Annotated in this window: 21 protein-coding genes and 2 pseudogenes; 18 read left to right on the plus strand and 5 right to left on the minus strand. The window is 56.3% G+C overall.

What is annotated here, in order from left to right; genetic code table 11:
- Window positions 1-37 precede the first annotated feature (37 nt).
- Complete coding sequence (locus CU100_RS25670; protein WP_106719490.1) at window positions 38-460, minus strand: winged helix-turn-helix transcriptional regulator; 423 nt, start codon at window positions 458-460, stop codon at window positions 38-40.
- Window positions 461-596: 136 nt separating this feature from the next.
- Between CU100_RS25670 and CU100_RS25675 the strand changes: the two genes are divergently transcribed.
- Window positions 597-1,550: an NmrA/HSCARG family protein gene (locus CU100_RS25675; RefSeq protein WP_106719491.1), complete on the plus strand. Its 954-nt coding sequence runs from the start codon at window positions 597-599 to the stop codon at window positions 1,548-1,550.
- Between the two features lie 141 nt (window positions 1,551-1,691).
- On the plus strand, window positions 1,692-2,090 hold the full coding sequence (locus CU100_RS25680; RefSeq protein WP_106719492.1) for a nuclear transport factor 2 family protein: 399 nt from the start codon (window positions 1,692-1,694) through the stop codon (window positions 2,088-2,090).
- A 502-nt stretch (window positions 2,091-2,592) separates the two neighbouring features.
- Here CU100_RS25680 and CU100_RS25690 read toward each other — a convergent pair.
- Window positions 2,593-3,504, minus strand: coding sequence for a LysR family transcriptional regulator (locus CU100_RS25690; RefSeq protein ID WP_106719494.1), 912 nt, complete (start codon window positions 3,502-3,504; stop codon window positions 2,593-2,595).
- Between the two features lie 197 nt (window positions 3,505-3,701).
- Here CU100_RS25690 and CU100_RS25695 point away from each other — a divergent pair, with 197 nt between their 5' ends.
- The 4 genes and pseudogenes from CU100_RS25695 to CU100_RS25710 all read left to right on the plus strand — a co-directional run.
- Complete coding sequence (locus tag CU100_RS25695; RefSeq protein WP_106719495.1) at window positions 3,702-3,959, plus strand: hypothetical protein; 258 nt, start codon at window positions 3,702-3,704, stop codon at window positions 3,957-3,959.
- A gap of 125 nt (window positions 3,960-4,084) precedes the next feature.
- Window positions 4,085-5,485 carry an aldehyde dehydrogenase family protein gene (locus CU100_RS25700; RefSeq protein ID WP_210280674.1) on the plus strand — a complete coding sequence of 467 codons (1,401 nt, stop codon included), beginning with the start codon at window positions 4,085-4,087 and terminating at the stop codon, window positions 5,483-5,485.
- A gap of 40 nt (window positions 5,486-5,525) precedes the next feature.
- Complete coding sequence (locus tag CU100_RS25705; RefSeq protein WP_245419254.1) at window positions 5,526-6,035, plus strand: nuclear transport factor 2 family protein; 510 nt, start codon at window positions 5,526-5,528, stop codon at window positions 6,033-6,035.
- A 141-nt stretch (window positions 6,036-6,176) separates the two neighbouring features.
- A pseudogene (locus tag CU100_RS25710) lies at window positions 6,177-6,416 on the plus strand (MFS transporter); the annotation flags it as partial.
- A 213-nt stretch (window positions 6,417-6,629) separates the two neighbouring features.
- Here CU100_RS25710 and CU100_RS27425 read toward each other — a convergent pair.
- The 3 genes from CU100_RS27425 to CU100_RS25720 form a co-directional block, all read right to left on the minus strand.
- Window positions 6,630-6,980 (minus strand): carbon-nitrogen hydrolase family protein, encoded by a 351-nt coding sequence (locus tag CU100_RS27425; RefSeq protein ID WP_245419256.1) that lies wholly within the window; start codon window positions 6,978-6,980, stop codon window positions 6,630-6,632.
- Window positions 6,923-7,339 (minus strand): hypothetical protein, encoded by a 417-nt coding sequence (locus CU100_RS27430; protein ID WP_245419282.1) that lies wholly within the window; start codon window positions 7,337-7,339, stop codon window positions 6,923-6,925. Before CU100_RS27430 ends, CU100_RS27425 begins: the two co-directional genes overlap by 58 nt.
- 135 nt (window positions 7,340-7,474) lie before the next feature.
- On the minus strand, window positions 7,475-8,041 hold the full coding sequence (locus CU100_RS25720) for a TetR/AcrR family transcriptional regulator (RefSeq protein ID WP_106719496.1): 567 nt from the start codon (window positions 8,039-8,041) through the stop codon (window positions 7,475-7,477).
- A 132-nt stretch (window positions 8,042-8,173) separates the two neighbouring features.
- Here CU100_RS25720 and CU100_RS25725 point away from each other — a divergent pair, with 132 nt between their 5' ends.
- The 12 genes and pseudogenes from CU100_RS25725 (at window position 8,174) to CU100_RS25775 (ending at window position 18,497) form a co-directional block, all read left to right on the plus strand.
- Window positions 8,174-9,031 carry an alpha/beta fold hydrolase gene (locus CU100_RS25725; RefSeq protein ID WP_106719497.1) on the plus strand — a complete coding sequence of 286 codons (858 nt, stop codon included), beginning with the start codon at window positions 8,174-8,176 and terminating at the stop codon, window positions 9,029-9,031.
- Between the two features lie 263 nt (window positions 9,032-9,294).
- A complete protein-coding gene (locus CU100_RS25730) occupies window positions 9,295-10,035 on the plus strand; it encodes an SDR family NAD(P)-dependent oxidoreductase (protein WP_106719498.1) in 741 nt (246 codons plus the stop codon).
- A 127-nt stretch (window positions 10,036-10,162) separates the two neighbouring features.
- Window positions 10,163-10,564, plus strand: coding sequence for a RidA family protein (locus tag CU100_RS25735; RefSeq protein ID WP_106719499.1), 402 nt, complete (start codon window positions 10,163-10,165; stop codon window positions 10,562-10,564).
- A 125-nt stretch (window positions 10,565-10,689) separates the two neighbouring features.
- Window positions 10,690-11,034 (plus strand): hypothetical protein, encoded by a 345-nt coding sequence (locus CU100_RS25740; protein ID WP_106719500.1) that lies wholly within the window; start codon window positions 10,690-10,692, stop codon window positions 11,032-11,034.
- Between the two features lie 52 nt (window positions 11,035-11,086).
- The gene (locus tag CU100_RS27025) at window positions 11,087-11,254 is read left to right on the plus strand and encodes a hypothetical protein (RefSeq protein WP_170113973.1); all 168 of its coding nucleotides are present in this window, start codon (window positions 11,087-11,089) and stop codon (window positions 11,252-11,254) included.
- 180 nt (window positions 11,255-11,434) lie between these two features.
- A complete protein-coding gene (locus tag CU100_RS25745) occupies window positions 11,435-11,584 on the plus strand; it encodes a zinc-binding alcohol dehydrogenase family protein (RefSeq protein WP_210280708.1) in 150 nt (49 codons plus the stop codon).
- Between the two features lie 10 nt (window positions 11,585-11,594).
- Window positions 11,595-11,869 (plus strand): annotated as a pseudogene (locus tag CU100_RS25750) (GMC oxidoreductase); the annotation flags it as partial.
- A 1,222-nt stretch (window positions 11,870-13,091) separates the two neighbouring features.
- Window positions 13,092-13,889: an SDR family NAD(P)-dependent oxidoreductase gene (locus CU100_RS25755; protein WP_106719501.1), complete on the plus strand. Its 798-nt coding sequence runs from the start codon at window positions 13,092-13,094 to the stop codon at window positions 13,887-13,889.
- Window positions 13,890-14,055: 166 nt separating this feature from the next.
- Window positions 14,056-14,928 (plus strand): transketolase, encoded by an 873-nt coding sequence (locus CU100_RS25760; RefSeq protein ID WP_106719502.1) that lies wholly within the window; start codon window positions 14,056-14,058, stop codon window positions 14,926-14,928.
- Window positions 14,929-14,932: 4 nt separating this feature from the next.
- On the plus strand, window positions 14,933-16,069 hold the full coding sequence (locus CU100_RS25765) for a transketolase family protein (RefSeq protein ID WP_170113974.1): 1,137 nt from the start codon (window positions 14,933-14,935) through the stop codon (window positions 16,067-16,069).
- A 21-nt stretch (window positions 16,070-16,090) separates the two neighbouring features.
- Window positions 16,091-17,119 (plus strand): zinc-binding dehydrogenase, encoded by a 1,029-nt coding sequence (locus CU100_RS25770; protein ID WP_106719504.1) that lies wholly within the window; start codon window positions 16,091-16,093, stop codon window positions 17,117-17,119.
- Between the two features lie 85 nt (window positions 17,120-17,204).
- A complete protein-coding gene (locus CU100_RS25775) occupies window positions 17,205-18,497 on the plus strand; it encodes an ABC transporter substrate-binding protein (RefSeq protein ID WP_106719505.1) in 1,293 nt (430 codons plus the stop codon).
- Window positions 18,498-18,551: the final 54 nt, after the last annotated feature.

An 18,551-nucleotide genomic window follows, 5' to 3' on the forward strand; every position in this document is an offset into this window, starting at 1 on the left:
GCTTCGGGTTGAGCTATGCTAAACGCTTACCTCAAATTCAGGTCATCAGCTCGTCGATACGCTCTTGTTGCTGGGAAGTGCTTCTGCAGCTTCCGGTATCAACAGGCAGACCATTTAGCTCTTGCAGCCGTGTACCCCAATTGCACATACTGACAAGCACAGGTTCCAGTGATTTTCCCAACTCCGTTAGCTGGTACTCCACCTTCGGTGGGATCTCTGGATAAATGGTGCGGTCTATAATGCCATCGGCTTCCAGTTCCCTGAGTTGGAGCGTAATCATTCTTGGCGTTGCGGCCGGAGTGAGACGGCAAATAGCGTTGAACCGTAGTTTGCCATCGAGCAGATGAAACAGGATCACCGGCTTCCACAGCCCCCCGATGACCGAAATTGTCGCTTCCACCGCGCATCCGGTCCGGTTGGCTGTACTGCGCTTACGCTTAGACCTGACACTATCATCCATGATACTACATGCTCTTTTTGTACGTACTTCATTTAAGAGCACTATACCCTTATTTTCGCGGCTGTGCAAAGAAAACGCGCTGGCACCGAAGTGTCTGTTCCAGCCGGTTAGTCTCAAGAAGGAGCACAGCCTCACAATGTCTACGAAACAAAAGCCGCTTATTTCGGTGGTTGGTGCAACCAGCAAGCAAGGCCGCAGCGTGGCCACGACACTTCTCAAGAGCGATCAATACAGGGTCCGTGCATTGACCCGGAACCGTGATTCCGAAGAGGCTCGTAGCCTCGCAACTCTCGGTGCAGAAGTTGTGGTCGCGCCGCTAGGGCCTGGCCATCAGAAGGAACTTATTGCAGCGTTTGCTGGCGCGGATGGTGCATACCTGATGACGCCGCAGCTTCTGCCCCAAGACAACGCCGAATTCGCCCTCGGCAAACAACTGGCCGATGCAGCGGTTGAAGCCGGCGTCGGTCACATCGTGTTTTCGACATTAGAGAATGTTGCCAAGGTCTCGGGTGGAAAGAAGTTCACTCCCCACTTCACCGACAAGGCGCTCGTTGCCGATTACATTCGCACACTGCCAATTACGCACTCGTTCGTCTCTCTCGCTTTCTTTTATACGAACCTACTTGAGTATTACGTCCCGCAGATGGAAGGGGACACGCTCCTCATGCCAATATACCTCCCTGAGGACTTCCGCGCACCGTTCGTCGATCCGACGACAGCAACGGGACCGGCCGTCCTGTCCGTGCTGTCCGACCCTGCGACCTTCATTGGAAAGACACTTCCGATCGTCGGCGACATCATCTCCCCGCGCGAGATGATCAAAACCTTCCAGCGCGTGACTGGCATCAAGGCAGAATACCGGAGCGCGTTTAAGCGCGACGAACTGCTGAAATACTTTCCGGGATTTGGCGCCAACGAGCTTCTTGTCGATGAACTGATCGGCATGGTCGAGTATGCGGTCGAGTACGGTTACTTCAACAAGGAACACGACCTGGAATGGAGCCGCCGCTTGGATCCGAATACCCTTTCCTGGGAGCAGTTCTTGAAGTCGACCGACTGGCGCGGCGACAAGAAGCAGTTCGGCCTTTGAACAAGTCTGTCGGGGCGACAACTGTCGCAAGATGGTAACGCGGTTGTCGACTTCAAAATATCACGGGCTGGCATCCGACGTTACGCGGAGCTGCCCATTATTTGATTTGCATTCAGACCCAACAACAATAGTGAGAACGATATGAGCGTTGAAGACAACAAGCGCACCGTGCGCGAGTTCTGCGATCACTTTAGAACATCGAACGCTGATGGTCTAATTGATGGTATGACAGAAGATGCAACCTGGTGGGTCAACGGAAAGCCGCACCTGTTTCCGTCCGCCGGCATGAAGACGAAAGCGGAAGCTGCGAACATGTTCCGTAACATGTTTGCGGCCTATTCGAACGGTCTTGATGTGAAAGTCCTGAACATGATCGGCGAAGGCGATAGCGTCGCTGCTGAGGCGCGTTCGCAGGCACTCACAAAGTCCGGCAAGGTCTACGAGAACGAATACTTTATTCTGTTCAAGATCCGCGACGGAAAGATTGCGAGCGTGAGGGAATATACCGACCTTATGCACGTCGAGGAGACTTTTGTCTGAGGCGCGTGTGGGTTGTTAGGTACGGTCGCATCGATCTCGTGAATGCTGTTCTTCGAATGACACACACGGGGTTAAAGCGAGACCCAGCAAGGCCATGGAAAATATGGTCACCGCAGATCGAAGATGTTCCGCAGAGGGACGTTGCAGCCTGTTGTTGATCTCCTTTTAAGAATAGCGCTGGGGCTCCATAAGGGACGCGCAGTGGCGTTCCTCGCGGGGACCCGCGCAAACGACATAAAACAGGAGAAGATTGCGGTAACATTGTCTGCGCCGAAAAAACTCAGGGAACAGCCCGGTAGGCAGCGCGCGCCCGCATGTCATAGCTTGACGCTGTGTTCTATCACGATTGAACGACTGCCCGCAGTCATCGCCTTGAACGGATACGGACCTTCGGCTCCTGCGCTTCTGCTGTTAGTGGCTTGAATTAAAGAGCATTTCCCATGGGACCGATCTTAAACAGCAAACTGTCCCATAGCAGTGGACAGAAATCTTGGGTGCCGACTCAATAAAGCTTTTGGGAAACGCGCTCGGCCATGAAATCAATGAAGGCGCGAACTTTGGGCGCTCGTGCCGACATAGGGGGCCAGACGAGCGAAACGCTGCCACGTTCGTCCGTGTAATCTGCGAGGACGGCTTGGAGACGTCCCGCCGCAATGTCTTCGCTTACGAGATAACTTGGCGCCTGAATAATCCCCAACCCACCCAGTGCGGCGGATGCAAGTGACTCGCCGTCGTTCAAAATGACAGAGGGCTTGCTTGGCGTTGCATGGTGTGAATTCTTGAACGCCCAAACCTCCTGCCGACCGGTGGTGGGGAAACGATAATAAACACAACAATGATCATGGAGATCTGCTGGACTTTTCGGAATGCCGCGGCGGGCAAGATATTCGGGTGAGGCGCACGTTATGAATGTGTGTGGTCCGATTCTTCGCGCGCGTAAGGTCGAGTCGTCCAGCTCCCCAAGTCGCAGCACCACGTCATATCCACCCTCGATAATATCGACCTTCACATCATCAAGGCTGATATCGGTCGTCACCTCCGGGAAGAGGGTCCGAAAATCGATGAGCGCCGGCATGATAATCTTGCGTCCTAAGACTGTGGGCACGCTTACCTTGAGTCGACCTCGGGGTGCCTTCTGGACCAGATGAAGCTCTTGCTCAGCATCTTTCAGTTCTTTCAAGATGCGTGCGACGTATCGGTATAGAATGTCGCCTTCGCCGGTCACGGCTAGCGATCTGGTCGTACGGTTCAACAACCGTAAACCTATACGCGCTTCAAGTCGCTCTACCGCCTTTCCCACGGCGGATGCGGATAGGCCAAGCTTCCTTCCCGCAGCGGCGAAACTTCCGGTTTCGACGGCAACTGAGAACGCGACGAGGCCGCTGAGGGACTCTATTGAGACGATTAACGACATTATGTCCGGTATGATGCGACGAGTGCCCCCATTCCGTCAACAGCCGCGATTCTCCAATATCAACACAGCAACTGTTCGCGCAGACCGCTACTAGAACGTCGAGCTAAGCATTGGGAGGAAGTAATCATGTCTCACACTCATGCACGTGTCCCCCGTCGTTGATTATTCAACGCGCCGGGTAATGGATCAAGCAAGCAATGACAGGAATGCGGCAGGTAATATTCGAACGCCTGAAAACGACTGCGATGGTGTGGCTCGCCGTCTACCCAAGCGTCCTTCTGATTATTTGGATTGTAGGCGACTGCATGCAGGATTGGCCAATACCGCTGCGCGTACTGGGCGCAACGCTCATGGTTGTGCCAATTGTCACCAACGTTAGCCAACCCGCAGTCAGGACAATTGTCGGCAAAATCGAACAGGTAATGGTGCAGTGGCAATCACGTAACCGGCTCTAGCCTCGTCCTTTCCCGACGAATACTCGAAAGTGGAAGGATCCACAGATATGACGATGCCCCTCGACAACATACCGAGCCGCAAAGCCTTCAATTGGATCAGCGGATCTCAATGCCAAGAAGGTCAGTTGAAACAGTCAATAGACCCAGCGACTTATAACGTAATCGGCCATTACCCCGACTACGGCCTTGAGGCAGCGAAATTTGCGGTGGTAGCAGCCTCTAAAGCCTTTCGCGAAACAATGTGGGCGCATGATCATGAATTACGGGGTCGGGTGCTCGACCAACTAGCGCGCGCCTTCGAACGCAATCGCGACAGACTACTCGAAATTCTGTCGTTGGAGAACGGCAAGGTAAAGGCTGAAGCTGCATTCGAGCTGGACATGGTTGCGAGCAAACTCCGCTACTCGGCAGCCACTGCCTTGGTCGAAAGTGGACGGGCATCGACACCAAAGCCCGGGAGCATCTCCGTGATCCTTCGGCAACCGATGGGAGTCGCGGCGGTCATTGCACCTTGGAACTCTCCGGTTATTCTGACGATCCGATCACTCGCCCCAGCGCTCGCTGCTGGTTGCACCACCGTCATCAAACTCCCGGCACAAGTCGCACAGACGGCGAGCGTCATGGCCGAGATTATGGCGGAAGCAGAGGATCTTCCGAATGGCGTGATCAATCTGTTTTTCGAAAGCGGTCCTGAGGGCTCCGCTTATCTCGTGGACTCGCCGGAGGTTCCGGTCGTCAGTTTCACCGGATCTACCCGTATCGGCCGAGCCATTAGCAGCGCCGGCGCGAGGTACCTCAAACGTTTCGGAATGGAGCTCGGCTGTAAGACGCCGATGATCGTCTTTGACGATGCAGACCTTGATGCCGCCTTGCCGGTACTGGAAAAGGCGCTGACTGTCTTCAGCGGTCAGTTCTGCATGACGGGGTCCCGCTTGCTCGTGCAGGATGGAAAATATGAGGCCGTGCGCAACGGCTTGGCGGAGAGATTGCGCAACGTCAAGGTTGGCCCAGCCGCCGACCCCGCCAGCGATATGGGCCCGCTGATCGACCGCGCTAACGTTGCGCGAGTCGATGGTGTGGTCGAGGCCGCTATCGCAGCCGGCGCGAAGGTCGTCGAGCGTGGCGGCCCCATCAATGTGGGTCCCCTTGCAAACGGCGCTTTCTTTCGCCCGGCCCTTCTGGAAGTCTCCGACAACAGTCTTGCTATCGTACAGGAGGAGACTTTTGGTCCAGTGCTGACGATTCAGCGGTTCACTGACGAGGCGGAAGCGATCCGACTTGCCAACGACAATGAGTACGGACTGTCGGCCAGCATCTGGACACGCGATGTAGATCGATCCTTGCGCGTCGCGCAGGCGCTCGAAGCGGGCTCGGTATGGATCAATGACTGGGCGAAGGTCTACGACGGTACCGAGGAGGGCGGATTCAAGCAGTCTGGCGTTGGCCGCTTGAACGGTCTGGCCGCGCTGGACGATTTCATCGAACACAAGCACATCGCGCTCAAGCCGGGCTTGGCGCAACGCTGACACCTCAATTCCCAAAGTCACTTAAAAGGAGGAATATACGATGTCTATCAATGCGCACGCTAAGAAGTTGTCTGAAGCCGAGCCTGCATCCCCGACCTCACCGTTAGGGGTATTGCAGTCGATCCTGTCGAACCCGACTGACCTGGATTTCGTAAAACAATTCACGACGGACGATTTCATTTATGTTTCGCTGAACTATGAGCACGCGGAGCTGAAGCGGATCATGCCTTGGGCGGGTACCAACGAAGGTACCGAAGGGCTGGTTCAGACTTTCATCGATGTCGGCCGTTACTGGACGACAGACAACTTCGAAATTCAGGACAGCTTCGAAAATAAGAACGGAGCAGCGATCTTCGGCACGTTCACCTACACATCAAACGTTTTGGGCAAAACGGTGACGTCGCCCTTTTCGGTTCTGGCGCGCGGTGAGAACGGCAAGCTGTCTTATGTGCAGTTTATGGAAGATACTTTCGCAACGGTCCGCAGTTTCAGAAACGGCGGCGAGTATTCCATCAAAGCGAACCCAGACGGGTCCGAAATCACTGTCTGAATGTAGGTCTGCCTCGCGGCAACGATCACTAACTTGATGTAAGAGGTTTCGGGCAGCAAGTAATCGCTAGCGAATTGAACGAAACTTTGGTCAGTTTTCGGCAAAACAACGCCGAAAAAACAATCCTGATCCTGCATGCGCTTGCTCACCTCTCGCAGGAGCGATGGCGCCTATGGCTGCGGCGTGACCGAGGATTCTGCTGATCCGCAAAAGATGGTCGAATGGTTCATGGTCGAGTCCTGGGCGAAGCACCTGCGCCAGCACAAACGGGTTTCGCAGGCCGATGCCGACCTCCAGGCCAAGGTACTTGCCTACCACTCGGGTCCCGACAGGCCTGTTGTTCGCCGTTTCCTGGCGATCAACCGGCCGGGCAAAGCCTGATACGAAGCCGTCTTTGGCAGGATCAAGGTCCTCCCAAGAGCGGGAGGACCGGCAATACGGCAGTGCAACGTAGTGGCAGTCCTGCAGAGAACTACAGTGACTGGGTTTTTTGACAATTAAATATCGATATCAGGGACCCCGATGCCGCCAGGGTCATACAGTTCGTCCACGTAACAGGGATATTCCTGCCGCTGTCGGGCAGAAACCTGCGCATTAATGTCGATTAGCATGATGGAAGAACTGGTTTCTGTCCGCCCAGCCAGATCGCCCCGGGGTGACGGCGAAGCCGCCTCCGCCGAAGCGTGGACCATCCGTAGAATGCCCGACCCTGTTCGAACTGACGACGTAACTCCCAGAGACGATTGAGGCCATCTTGCCGGCAGTTATCCAGCTTTCGTGGGCAGAACCGGTCGCCCGAGGAACGGCAATCAAATCGGCTCCGCATCGGCCGTACTGTCTGGCATGTTCGTTGAACATGAGTTCGGGATACAAAAGGACGCCTACACCTAGCACGCAAATATTCTGGATGTTGAAGCGCCCATCGCCTCGACTGAACCAGGACACCTCGGACCAACCAGGCTCCTGCGGAAGGTAGGTCTTCGTATGCAGGGGGCGAACTCGCCGTTCTCGATGACGATCGCCTCATTGGCAAGGCGGTCGGCGAGCAGCATTGGACGGCTTGTTATAACAGCCGGAATGTTCAGCGCAGCGAGAGCAGCGGTTCCAGCTTCGTGGATCTCAACACTTTGCTGTGCGTCCTCGACTACGAAATCATTCTTTCGAGCCAGCCACTGACCGAAAGGCATCTCATTCATCAACAGTATATCGGGCCTGCACTTGCCAATAGCTTGGGCAAATTGCTCCCACGCCGGTCCACGCGGCTGCAAGCCATCGGTCATTTCGACGTAAGCACAAACAGGCATTATTATCCTCCACCTCAAGGGATTGAGCTTAGTACTTGGCGTAGGGTCAAGTTTCAGGGCTGCCATGAGCTTCCCGATGTACGGACGGGTATTCTCAAGGCGGTAGCGGATACGGTAACCGGCACGGCTTAGGCGTTATCGGCTAGGCAGTGACTTCGCAGCGGCTGCATTTTTAGCTTCTTCGATGGAAAGGCGAACCGCTCGTTTCATGGCATCCTTCTCGCCGAATATCGCAACAAAAGCCGTGGCACCTTCCAAACGGGCTAACGTGTCAGTCGCAATATCACGAGCTACATCGACAGGCATGGCGCGGGACAGGATGCTCGACAGATGATCGCGATGCGCTTGAAAAAATGCTCGAACGGCATGCTTCGCAATCGGGGTCTCGTCACTTGTGCCGTAGGCTAGATGCAGACCTACGCATCTGCCGCGATCAGTGAGAGTGGTCGCGATAAATTCGATGACCTCGACGAATTCATCATCCCATTGCCCGGAGGCTGAGACTCTTTGACCGAATGTCTCTTGCAAAGTGAGATCAAGTACCGCCGGAACGAGAGCTTCCTTATTGGGAAAGCGGACGTACAGCGATGATTTCTTCAGGCCCACGGCATCCGCGAGGTCATTCATCGACGCGCCTGCATACCCTCTTGATCGAAACAACTCCCTCGCAGTCGATACGATCGTTTCTCTCATGACTTTCATACGTCTTCTCCGAGCCAGGGTTCTCCGCCCTTGATACAGGAAATCTAAAGGGTTGACAACCGACCGTTCGGTCGTATTTTACTTTCATTCGCGACTGTTGGTTTGTCGAATCCTTTGAGATGGAGTTCTAAAATGGCCGTAAGCTACAAAACGCAAAAGGTACAAGACGTCGAGGTTTTCTACAGAGAGGCCGGTTCAAAGGAAGCACCAGTCCTTCTTCTGCTCCACGGTTTTCCGTCATCCAGCCATATGTTCCGTGATCTGATCCCGCTGTTGGCAGATCGATACCGCGTCATCGCACCAGACCTTCCCGGGTTCGGTCGAACGAATTCACCTGCACGTGGAGAATTCCCTTACACATTCGATGAACTCGCCGCTGTCATGACGGGCTTCACAGAGGCACTCGGCCTCAGCCGCTATGCACTTTACGTTTTCGACTACGGTGCACCGATCGGGTTCAGGATGGCGACGGCCAATCCGGACCGAATCTCCGCCATCATCAGCCAGAATGGCAACGCCTACATCGAAGGGTTCAGTGATGCATGGAGTGCGTGGGAGGCATATTGGCGTGACCCCTCCGCTCAAAACAGAGAGGCATGTCGGGCATCTCTGTCTCCTGAGGTGATCGAGAACTGGCAATACCGCACCGGGACATCAAAGGAGCGTCTTTCACCCGATGGTTATCAACTTGATATCGCGTTCATGTCGCGGCCGGGTGCTGAAGACATTCAACTGGATCTAATCCTCGACTACAGAACAAACATTGACCGGTATCCGGAGTTTCAGGCGTATTTTCGGGATCACCAACCACCGTTCCTGGCGGTCTGGGGCAGACATGATCCAGCATTCGTACCCGCGGGTGCCGAGGCCTATAAGCGTGACCTCCCCACCGCGGAGGTCCATCTACTCGATACCGGCCATTTTGCCTTGGAAACACATGCGGATGAGATCGCTCAGTTCATCCGGAGCTTCCTGATCAGACATTTCTAAGCTCGATACGACGCTGTCGTCGTCGGGCTTGGCTCAAGTGGCCACTGAAAAGGGACAATCGCGAAGCTTCACGGGGAGGACAGGTACGGGTTTTACGACTTTCCAAGTGTTCCTGTTCAAGCAACGGAGTTTTGCACGCCTGGCACCTACAGGATGCCAGCAATCCCCGCGAAATAGTATTAGCTTGTTCGGTTGGATCCGACGGTGTCCTTCGAAAATAACTTGAAACACATCAACTTATCCTGGTGGAAAGGAACGGATACATGATCAATCTTGAAGGCAAACGCGCACTGGTAACTGGCGGGTCGCGAGGCATTGGTGCTGCGATCGCATTGGCGCTGGCAGAAAACGGCGCAGATGTCGCGTTCACCTACCAACGCTCCGCCGAAAAGGCCTCGAAGGTAACCGAAGCGATCGAAAAGATGGGGCGTCGCGTGGCTGCAATCCAAGCGGACAGCGCCGACCCCGAGGCAATTGCTAGCTCAGTAAGCGAGGCCGTCTCCGCTTTGGGCGGGCTGGACATCCTCGTGAACAGCGCCGCGATTGGCCACAACGGCATGATCGTCGACCTGGATGTCTCAGCGTATCAGACCTTGATGGATGTCAATGTACGAGCTCCGGTCCTGTTCGCGAAAGCCGTCATCCCGCATCTCGGCAAAGGCAGCCGCATCGTCACAATCGGCTCGGCTCTGGGCGAGCGGGTACCGTTTCCCGGCATAACACCCTATGCAATGTCCAAAGCAGCACTCACATCCTTCACACGCGGTCTTTCGCGTGAACTTGGTCCAAGTGGTATCACCGTCAATCTCGTGCAACCCGGAGCAACCGATACTGAAAGCAACCCGGCGGACGGCCCGGCTGCAGACTTGCAGAAAAGCTTGACCTCCTTGGGACGCTACGGCGAACCGCGGGAGATTGCCAACGCTGTGGTATTTCTCGCAAGCCCGGCCGCGAGTGTCATCACGGGCGCTATTCTCACCGCAGACGGCGGTGCAATCGCCTGACTTGCTCGTGCAAGATTCTGATGGAGCGATGGTGCCCACCTTTTCGATCGCCCGGACTAACCGGCAACACACCATTTCGGTGGGCGCCATCTCCATGCTTATACCTTCCTCACAATAGGAGACCTCAATGGCAAAGCCTGAACTTTTCGTCACGCCCGGGTACGGGCAGAAATTCCATGAGCTTTTGCACTTTTCACAAGCGCTCAAGATTGGTGATCGCATCGAGATCTCCGGCCAGGGCGGATGGAACGATGAACTCGAAATTCCGGAGTCAATCGTGACCGAGATCGAGAGGGCATTTGAGAATGTCCGGCGAACCTTGGCCACGGCTGGCGCGGACTGGAAGGATGTCGTCCATGTCAACTCTTATCACGTCGGAGGCTTTCCACCGATCGTGAACGAAACGATTGCCGGTCTTTTCCGTGAGTACATGCCCGATCGAGCTCCGATCTGGACGCAGACCGGTGTGGAAGCCCTTGGGCTCCCCGCCATGCGAATTGAGATCCGTGTCACTGCCATCCTGGAATGACTCTGGCGCCTACCACGGCTGCATTACGATGCAAAGGCTAGTCGCGTTTAGCAACGGCCGACCCATGGTCAAAGCCTGTGATCGCCTTAATGCGATCAGAATCTCAGCCTCCCAAGGAGAATGTAATGAACACCGACAGTTGCCCCCTTCCCACACCGCAGGAGCGCTCCTTCCTAGCCATCCAGCAAGCGGCCGAACAGACGATGCTTGAGAAGGTGTCGCGCGCCATCTCCGATGCGACAGCCGAAGTCACGAGGAACGTGCAAGACGCTGGTTTGGAATTTGAACCGACCAGTGAAGGCTACTTCATGTTCGCGGTTCAGCAGACAACATTCGTGCGCCTTTGCGGAGGCAATCCGCACACGCTGCGGGGAGGAAACCTGGAGGTTGGCGAACATGTCATTCGGAACTGTCGCAGCATCATTGACACCTATTGGAAGAGCCACACAGCACAGATCACGGTGCCCTGAAAAGCACTTCCCTGTCCCAAACAATCGGTCACAGCAATAAACGAGGTCTATCATGGAATGGGAATACCTGACAGTCGACAAGACACTCGATAAGCAGCAGATGAACGAACTTGGTGACGCCGGGTGGGAATTAGTTGCGGTCGTTTCACCAGCGCATTTCGTCTTTCATTATTTCTTCAAGCGGGAAGCTCAGCCGCTACAGCAACTATCGAAGGACTGAAGCGTTTACAGGCGTCTTGCCTTTTAGCAATGCAAATGGCGCCCCGTAGCACGGGCGGGACGACCGCGATCTGGCCCCGCAATCACTGGGCAATCCATTCAGCAGATTGGGCTGAGCGCTGCAAATTGGGTTCATCGGTGAATGACAGTTAGCCCGTGCAGTTACGGAAAAGGAAGAACAGTGAAGGCTGCAGTCTATGGCAACCCTGGTGTTCCGGCCGTTCTTGAATATGTCGGTATGCCGGATCCTGCCTGCGGGCCGGGCGCTGTGCTCATTGCCGTCGAGGCTATTTCCATTGAGGGAGGCGACCTCATTGGTGAATTGCACTGAGAGCTGACCAGCCTTCACCCGCTTCATGTTCCGGACATGGTTCCGCAACACCATGTGCATGGGCGCTGCCATCCACGAGACGGGCGGCGCGCGGATGGGAGAGACTCCGGAGACATCCATCAGTGCTCAATCGCTACAACCAAGTTTGGGACGCGCCTAACCTCATCGTCACCGACGCCAGCGCCTTCCCCGGCAGTGGAGTTGCCGGCACCACCCTCACCGTCATGGCCCTGACCCTTTTGCGCCTGCCGTCATCTCGTTGATGGAGAAGAGCATTCCTCTTAAAATGGCTCTAACGCAGATGAGCAACTGCCCGATTAGTAAGGTATTTTCTGGCTTTTCACAGCCACGTCTCCGACGTCGATTACACCAGGTCTTGATTGGAATTGGACACACAACCTATGAATTACGGCTTCGTATAGTCAGGGAAGTTGTCAGCAACCCTTCGTTTGAAACTGCCGATAATAGGCTAATCTGGTGCGTTTTCGATTGTAGCGTGAGTGTCTACAATCCCGATTAGAAGCCTATTGTGGCGACCTATTCAACAGTATGCCTTTAAAAGAGAGTGGACTGCAGACCAGCTAAATATCCCCTCTCGTTTCGAAGTTATGCGATTTGGCAAGAACAGGAATGAACGTGGCCAAACGACCACGACTGCTTCGGGCCCTCATGTTGGTCATCGATGCCGTCATCGTGCCTGCCTGAAAAGCAGACATCGCCCCGGTGTTTGTCACGTCGGCTATGCGCCGCCAAATAGTAGTCACAGTCGCTTTCGGCCCAAACCGCCATGAACAGAGCCACAGCCCCTGCGGTACAGATTGCTTTTCGATACAGAATGGTGGGAGTCACGCCCCCAACCAAGCTGCCGATTATTCGCCGTCGCCGGCCATGCGATCAGCTTGAACCGCCAAATCGATTACGTAGTGAACCAAGAAGGCTTCAATCAACGAGAGCGCATACTCGCTGTCAAACGGCGGCATGTCAGCGTTCAAATGGTGATAGTCGACATATTCTGCAGCGTCTCATAAGGATTCATGGGAGTTCGGCCCGAATCGAGCTTTGGCTAGCGGATGCCGTGCCTACGGATGAGCTTTCAGTAGGCCTGTTTTGCGCGTTCCTGAAAGCATCCCGCACGCTAGATTCTGCGGTCTTAGCCTAGTTGTCGTCTGGCTTGCTTGCCAAACAAGCTCCAGTCAGAAAGCACGACGCCGCGTCTATTTCCCGTCGCAACTCGCAAACAAAGGTGCAACTTGCCATTCCGCCATTGCACCTTCCACTCTGCGGCGTCGCACGGGGCAACATTGATTCCTGCAGGGCGAAATTTCACGTTTGTCTTAGGTTGATACTTCGGAACGCGCAAAAATATCTATTGTTGATACATGGGGTATCGTACCTGATCCAAGATCGCCCTCAATTTTCCTACATTATTGACCGGGTCCTTGCTGGCGGGATACCCCATTGGTCGAAAGTTCGTGGAGGAGCGGACACCTTGTAGGAGGAAAGCGAAGTGGCAGAGGGTATCGGGCAAGTAATCGTCACAGGCGGCGCTTCGGGGATCGGAGCGGGCGTGTGCGAGCTGCTCGCAGCGCGAGGCCAGAAGGTCATCGTTGCCGACCGCAATCGAGAAATCTCTGCGGAGCTCATTGAGTCCCTAGCCAGCAAGGGGATTAATGTCAGCGCGCGTCGCCTCGACGTGTCCGACCCGGAAGCAATAACCCAGTTCTACTCCTCGCTTTTGGCCGACGGTATCCTTGCGACCGGGCTGGTGAACTGCGCCGGCATCAATGTTCGCGCTGGGGCATTAGACTTCAAGCCGAGCGACTGGCAGAAGGTCATGGATGTAAACCTCCGCGGTACGGCCCTGATGGCGCAGGGCTTCGCGAAGGCGCTCATCCGCGAGGGACGAACCGGTGCGATCGTCAATGTCGCGTCGATGCTCGCGCACTACGGCGCGCCGAACTTGATTTCCTACTCAGCATCAAAGGGCGGCGTCGCGATGGTGACGAGAAGCCTTGCAGTCGAGTGGGCATCCTCTGGAATTAGGGTCAATGCGGTCAGCCCAGGATATATCCAAACTTCGCTGACAGCCAAAATCTTCAGCATCGAAAGCTATCGGCACACGATTGTTCGACGAACGCCGTTAGGTAGGTTGGGAAACCCTGAGGACCTTGCGCGAGTCGTGGCGTTTCTCATCTCCGAAGATTCGCGCTTTGTCACGGGGCAGATCATTCCGGTGGATGGAGGGATTACAGCGGGCGACACGGCGCTGGGGCCTCCGCCCGACCAGCTATTAGCAAGCGCGTAACTCGGCGGAACGCGCGAATTCTAGTTCAATACTTCACGGACCAGGTTGGTCCCGATGAACGGCGGGTCGTGAACGTGGCCCGGCGACCGGGTCCCTTTCGGTTCAGACCATAGGCAGACTGCCGCTGCACGGCAGCGCGAAACTTAAAAGAGAGGACGCAGTCCACATGGTTGAACTTCAACACAATCGAGCAGGTACCGCCAACGACCTGAGTTTCCTGGGCGATCGCGCCGCATGGGTACGCCGCTGCGTTGTCGATCTCGCTGCGGTTGCTGGCAGTGGTCACATCGGCCCCTCGCTTTCATGCACTGACATCTTGGTTAGCCTTTACTACGGCTACATGAATATCGATCCGAAGAATCCAGGCAAGATCGACAGAGACCGCTTTATTCTAAGCAAAGGCCATGCCTGTTCCGCGCTTTATCCGATCCTCGCCGACCTTGGATATTTCGCGTACGACGTGCTGAACGACTTCACACAGCTTCACAGTATCCTCGGCGACCACCCCAACATGCTCAAGGTTCCTGGGATCGATTTCTCGTCTGGATCGCTTGGCCACGGTCTGGCCATCGGGATCGGCATGGCGGAGGCAGGGCGGTTCCGCAAGACCAACGAGCGAGTGGTTGTCATGCTCGGCGACGGCGAACTCAACGAAGGCCAAATCTGGGAAGCGGCCGGATATGCATCGGCTCGCAATCTTGGCAGCCTTCTAGCCATCGTTGACAAGAATCATGTCCAAGTCGACGGAAACACCAAGGATGTTCTCAATTTCGAACCGATCGACAAGAAGTTCCGCGCCTTCGGCTGGCATGTCGAGGAAGTTAACGGCCATGAGTTCACCGAGCTTCTCGCAGCGCTCGGTCGTTTCGATGCTCGCCGCACTTCTACGGACGCATCTCCGACCGTGATCATCGCGGACACGGTTTCTGGCAAGGGTATCCCGTTCATCGAAGGCATGGCCGAGTGGCATATCGGCTTCCTGGCCGGCACCGATTATGAACGCGCCATTGAAGGCATCAACTTGGTACACAAGGGCTAAACATATGACCAAGACACAAGGTAAAACTGTCCGTGACTTCCGTCCGCTCGCCGACCTCAAGGACGGGCGCTCGTTCGACATGGCCGGGCGCGATAGTGGCGAGAGCGCGCTTGTCTCCGGTTCGGTGTTAGCCGATCTTGCGAGGGAAGACGAGCGGATCGTGCTCGGCACCGCCGATCTCCAGTTTGCCACCCAGATGGTCCAGTTTCGCTTCGAGTTTCCGGAACGCCTCCTGCAGTTCGGGATTTCCGAACGCAACATGCTGGGGGCCGCAGCCGGCCTAGCGTCTTCCGGATACATTCCTTACGTGTGCACCTTCGCGTGCTTCGCTGGCGTGCTCGGGTTTGAGAACATCAAAACCGACATGGCATATCCCCAAATGCCCGTGCGGGTTCTGGCCACGCATGCCGGGATTTCCATGGGCTTCTTCGCCACTTCGCATCACGCCACCGAGGACATCGGAGCGCTCCGCACAGTCGCCAACCTCATGATTCTGTCACCGTCGGACGGTCCGTCTTACGAGGCAATGCTGCGGGCTACAAAGGACCATCCCGGCCCGATCTACTTCCGTCTCGGTCGCGGCCGTGAACCTAGAATCTACGAGTCTGCTCAGGTTGCGCCGACACCAGGCGCTTCCACCCTTGTGAGGAAAGGCGGCAACAAGATTCTCATCGTCGCAACGGGAGCAATGGTCTATCCCGCCATCAAGGCGGCGGAACAACTCGGCGACGACGTGTCTGTCTTTGACGTCCACACCATCAAACCGTTCGACCCCTCGACGATCGTCGAAGCGGTCGGAACGGACACGAAAATCCTCGTAGTCGAAGAACACAACGTGGAGGGCGGTCTGGGCTCTATTGTCCGGGAGGGTCTCTTCGACAACTGCGTCCATGTCCCGGTCTACAAACACGGCCTCATGGACGAATTTGCCATAATCGGGCCGCCTGCCCATCTCTATCAGTACTACGGCCTTGATGCCGCAGGCATCGCCACGATCGCGGATCGTCTCGCGAGCGCCTCCGGTCTGCCCCGCCCGAGCTCTCTTTGGACGAAGCAGGACCGGGATCGCGTAAGTGGGGAGGTCGCCGCCAACCGCAAGGTCCGCGCCAAGGTGACGTGGGCTGGTCGTCAAAGCGCTTGAGCTAAGAAACGGAGATGTCGCATGGAAGCACTTGTCACCGACAACCCGAGGCAGATGACTTTGACCGACGTTCCCCCACCTGGGGAACCAGGTGAGGGACAGCTTCTGCTCGACGTCGACGCTGCAGGTATCTGCGGCTCGGACTACGGCCTCTATCTGGGCAAACATCCGCTGTCGAACTATCCGATGATCCAGGGTCACGAGTTCTGCGGAACCGTCCGCAAGCTCGGACCAGGATGCTCGGGCCGAGTGCCGGTCGGACATCGGGTTGCCGTCGAGCCGTTGATCGGTTGCGGGGAATGCTATCCTTGCAGCGTAGGGCGGTACAATTGCTGCACGAATTTGAAATTGCTTGGCGTCCACAAGCCCGGTGGTTTTCAGGAGACGCTCGTCGTCGATGAAAAGCTCGTGCATGACGTCGGTGATCTTCCCGCGGACATCGCGGCGTTCGCCGAGCCGATGACGATCGCTCTCCAAGCGGTCAAACGGGCAGGCGTGTCAAATCGAGAGCAGGTCTATGTGATTGGCGCTGGGCCGATCGGGCAGGCGATCATCCTCGCAAGCCTTTGGCACGGCGCGCGTGTCGCAGTCTCCGACCTCGTTGAACATCGGCTTGAGAGGGCTCGAAGCATCGGGGCCGAACTCGCCCTCAATGCCAAGGACACGGTAGCCGAAAAGATTGCACAATGGACAGACGGACGAGGCCCTGTGGTTGTCATCGATGCCACGGGTGTCCCCGCGGTTATCCGCTCCGCCATCGACATCGTCGCCGCTGCAGGCCGGATCGTGACCGTAGGGATTTCCACGTCCGACGTTCCGTTGCCGATCGCGACCATGATCCGCAAGGAACTCACGATCTTCGCATCTCGGAACAGCATGCAAATGTTTCCCGAGGCAATACGTGCCGTCCAGCACTACCGCAACGAGGTGGCAAAGCTCGTCACGCAACGGATCGGCCTGTCGGAAGTGCGAGACACGATCGAGCTCGCTCTCGAGCGTCCGGACATCGTGGAGAAGGCCGTCGTCGTTTTCGAACGCGCCGGTGACTAGGCAAGCATGAGGAAGCTGCATCTGTAGGTCTACGTCGTTGCTGCGACCTGCGCTTATTGGAACTGACTGTCACAGGGAGGAATTTATGACACGTCGTTTGACTGACCACCAGGTATCTCGCCGCGGTGTGCTGATGGGAATGGGAGCGATCGCTTCCATGGGGGTGCTCGGCTTTCCCGCACTGGGTTTCGCGCAAGAAGTCGACGGGCCTCTTACGCCGTGGTTTGGAAAGGGAGGCCCAAAGGCCGGAGCCGGACTTAAGTGGACCCATGGTCTCAATCTCGCCTTAACAGGCACAGGAGCCGCGATCGGCCAGGTAATGTCGCAGGGGTCACAGGTTGCCACGAATTTGATCCGCGAGTCCGGCGGCCCCGATATCAAGCTCGCGCTCAACGACCATCAGGGCGGTCTCGTCCCCGCTTCGGTCACAGGCGTTCGCCGCATGATCTCCCAGGAAGGCATCAAATCGCTCGGAACGTCGTACGGCCCCGCTTCGGAAGCGCTGTTCCCGCTCGTCGCCAACTCCAATATCACCACGTTCTGGAGCGGCGGTGCTGGACCGGGCGGTCTCAACAAGCCGAATGTCTGGATCACCATGGCGCTCTTCGCGCTCGACCCAGCGACTGGTGGAATCGCATATCTCGCCAAGCGGTTCCCTGAGGCAAAGCGCCTCGCGCTCATCGGCCAACAGGAGAACGGCATTGGCGCGATCAAGGGAATCGCTCCCAAGGTGTGGCCGCAGGTGAGCAATGGCGGCACAGTGCTGGATGCCGAGTATGTGAATATCGGAACGACCGACTTCAGCTCTCTCATCGCCCGCCTCAAGAGCGCCAAGGCTGACGCCATCTTCTCGACCATCTACGGCAACGACCAAGGCTACTTTATCAGGCAACTGCGGGACGCGGGCGTAAACATACCAATCATGTCGATCGATTTGGCGACGCCGACCGTGCCCGACATCGCGGGTGACGCGGTAGCGAACAATTGCTTCCTCGCGGTGGACGGCTACCTTCCTGAGAATCCAAACCCTTACAACAAGCTCTTCGTCAACACCTACAAGAGCAAGTACGGCACGAACCCGGACTACTTCGCGGCGAATTTCTTCGAGGCCACCAACATTCTCGGAGCCCTCATCTCCCGCGCCGTGGCGGCGGGAAAGAACCCAGAGGATGCTGGCGTGCTCAGCGAAGTCATGGCGGCGAACTCAAGCTTCCCCTCGGTCTACGGCGGTTCGGTGACCGAGCCCGGCCAGATGAAGTTCAATGTGGAAGACCACTCGGTTACCAAGCCGATCGGCGTGTTCGAAATCGGTCAGAAGGGCGTCCTCAAGAAGGTCGCCACGATCACCAAGGGTTCGACTGACATTGGCGCGGCCTGACAATCGCCGTCGGCGGGGGCACAATGCCTCTGCCGACTGGACCATTCATCTTAG

It is taken from the genome of Phyllobacterium endophyticum (genome assembly GCF_003010935.1).
GTDB classification, from domain to species: Bacteria; Pseudomonadota; Alphaproteobacteria; order Rhizobiales; family Rhizobiaceae; genus Phyllobacterium; species Phyllobacterium endophyticum.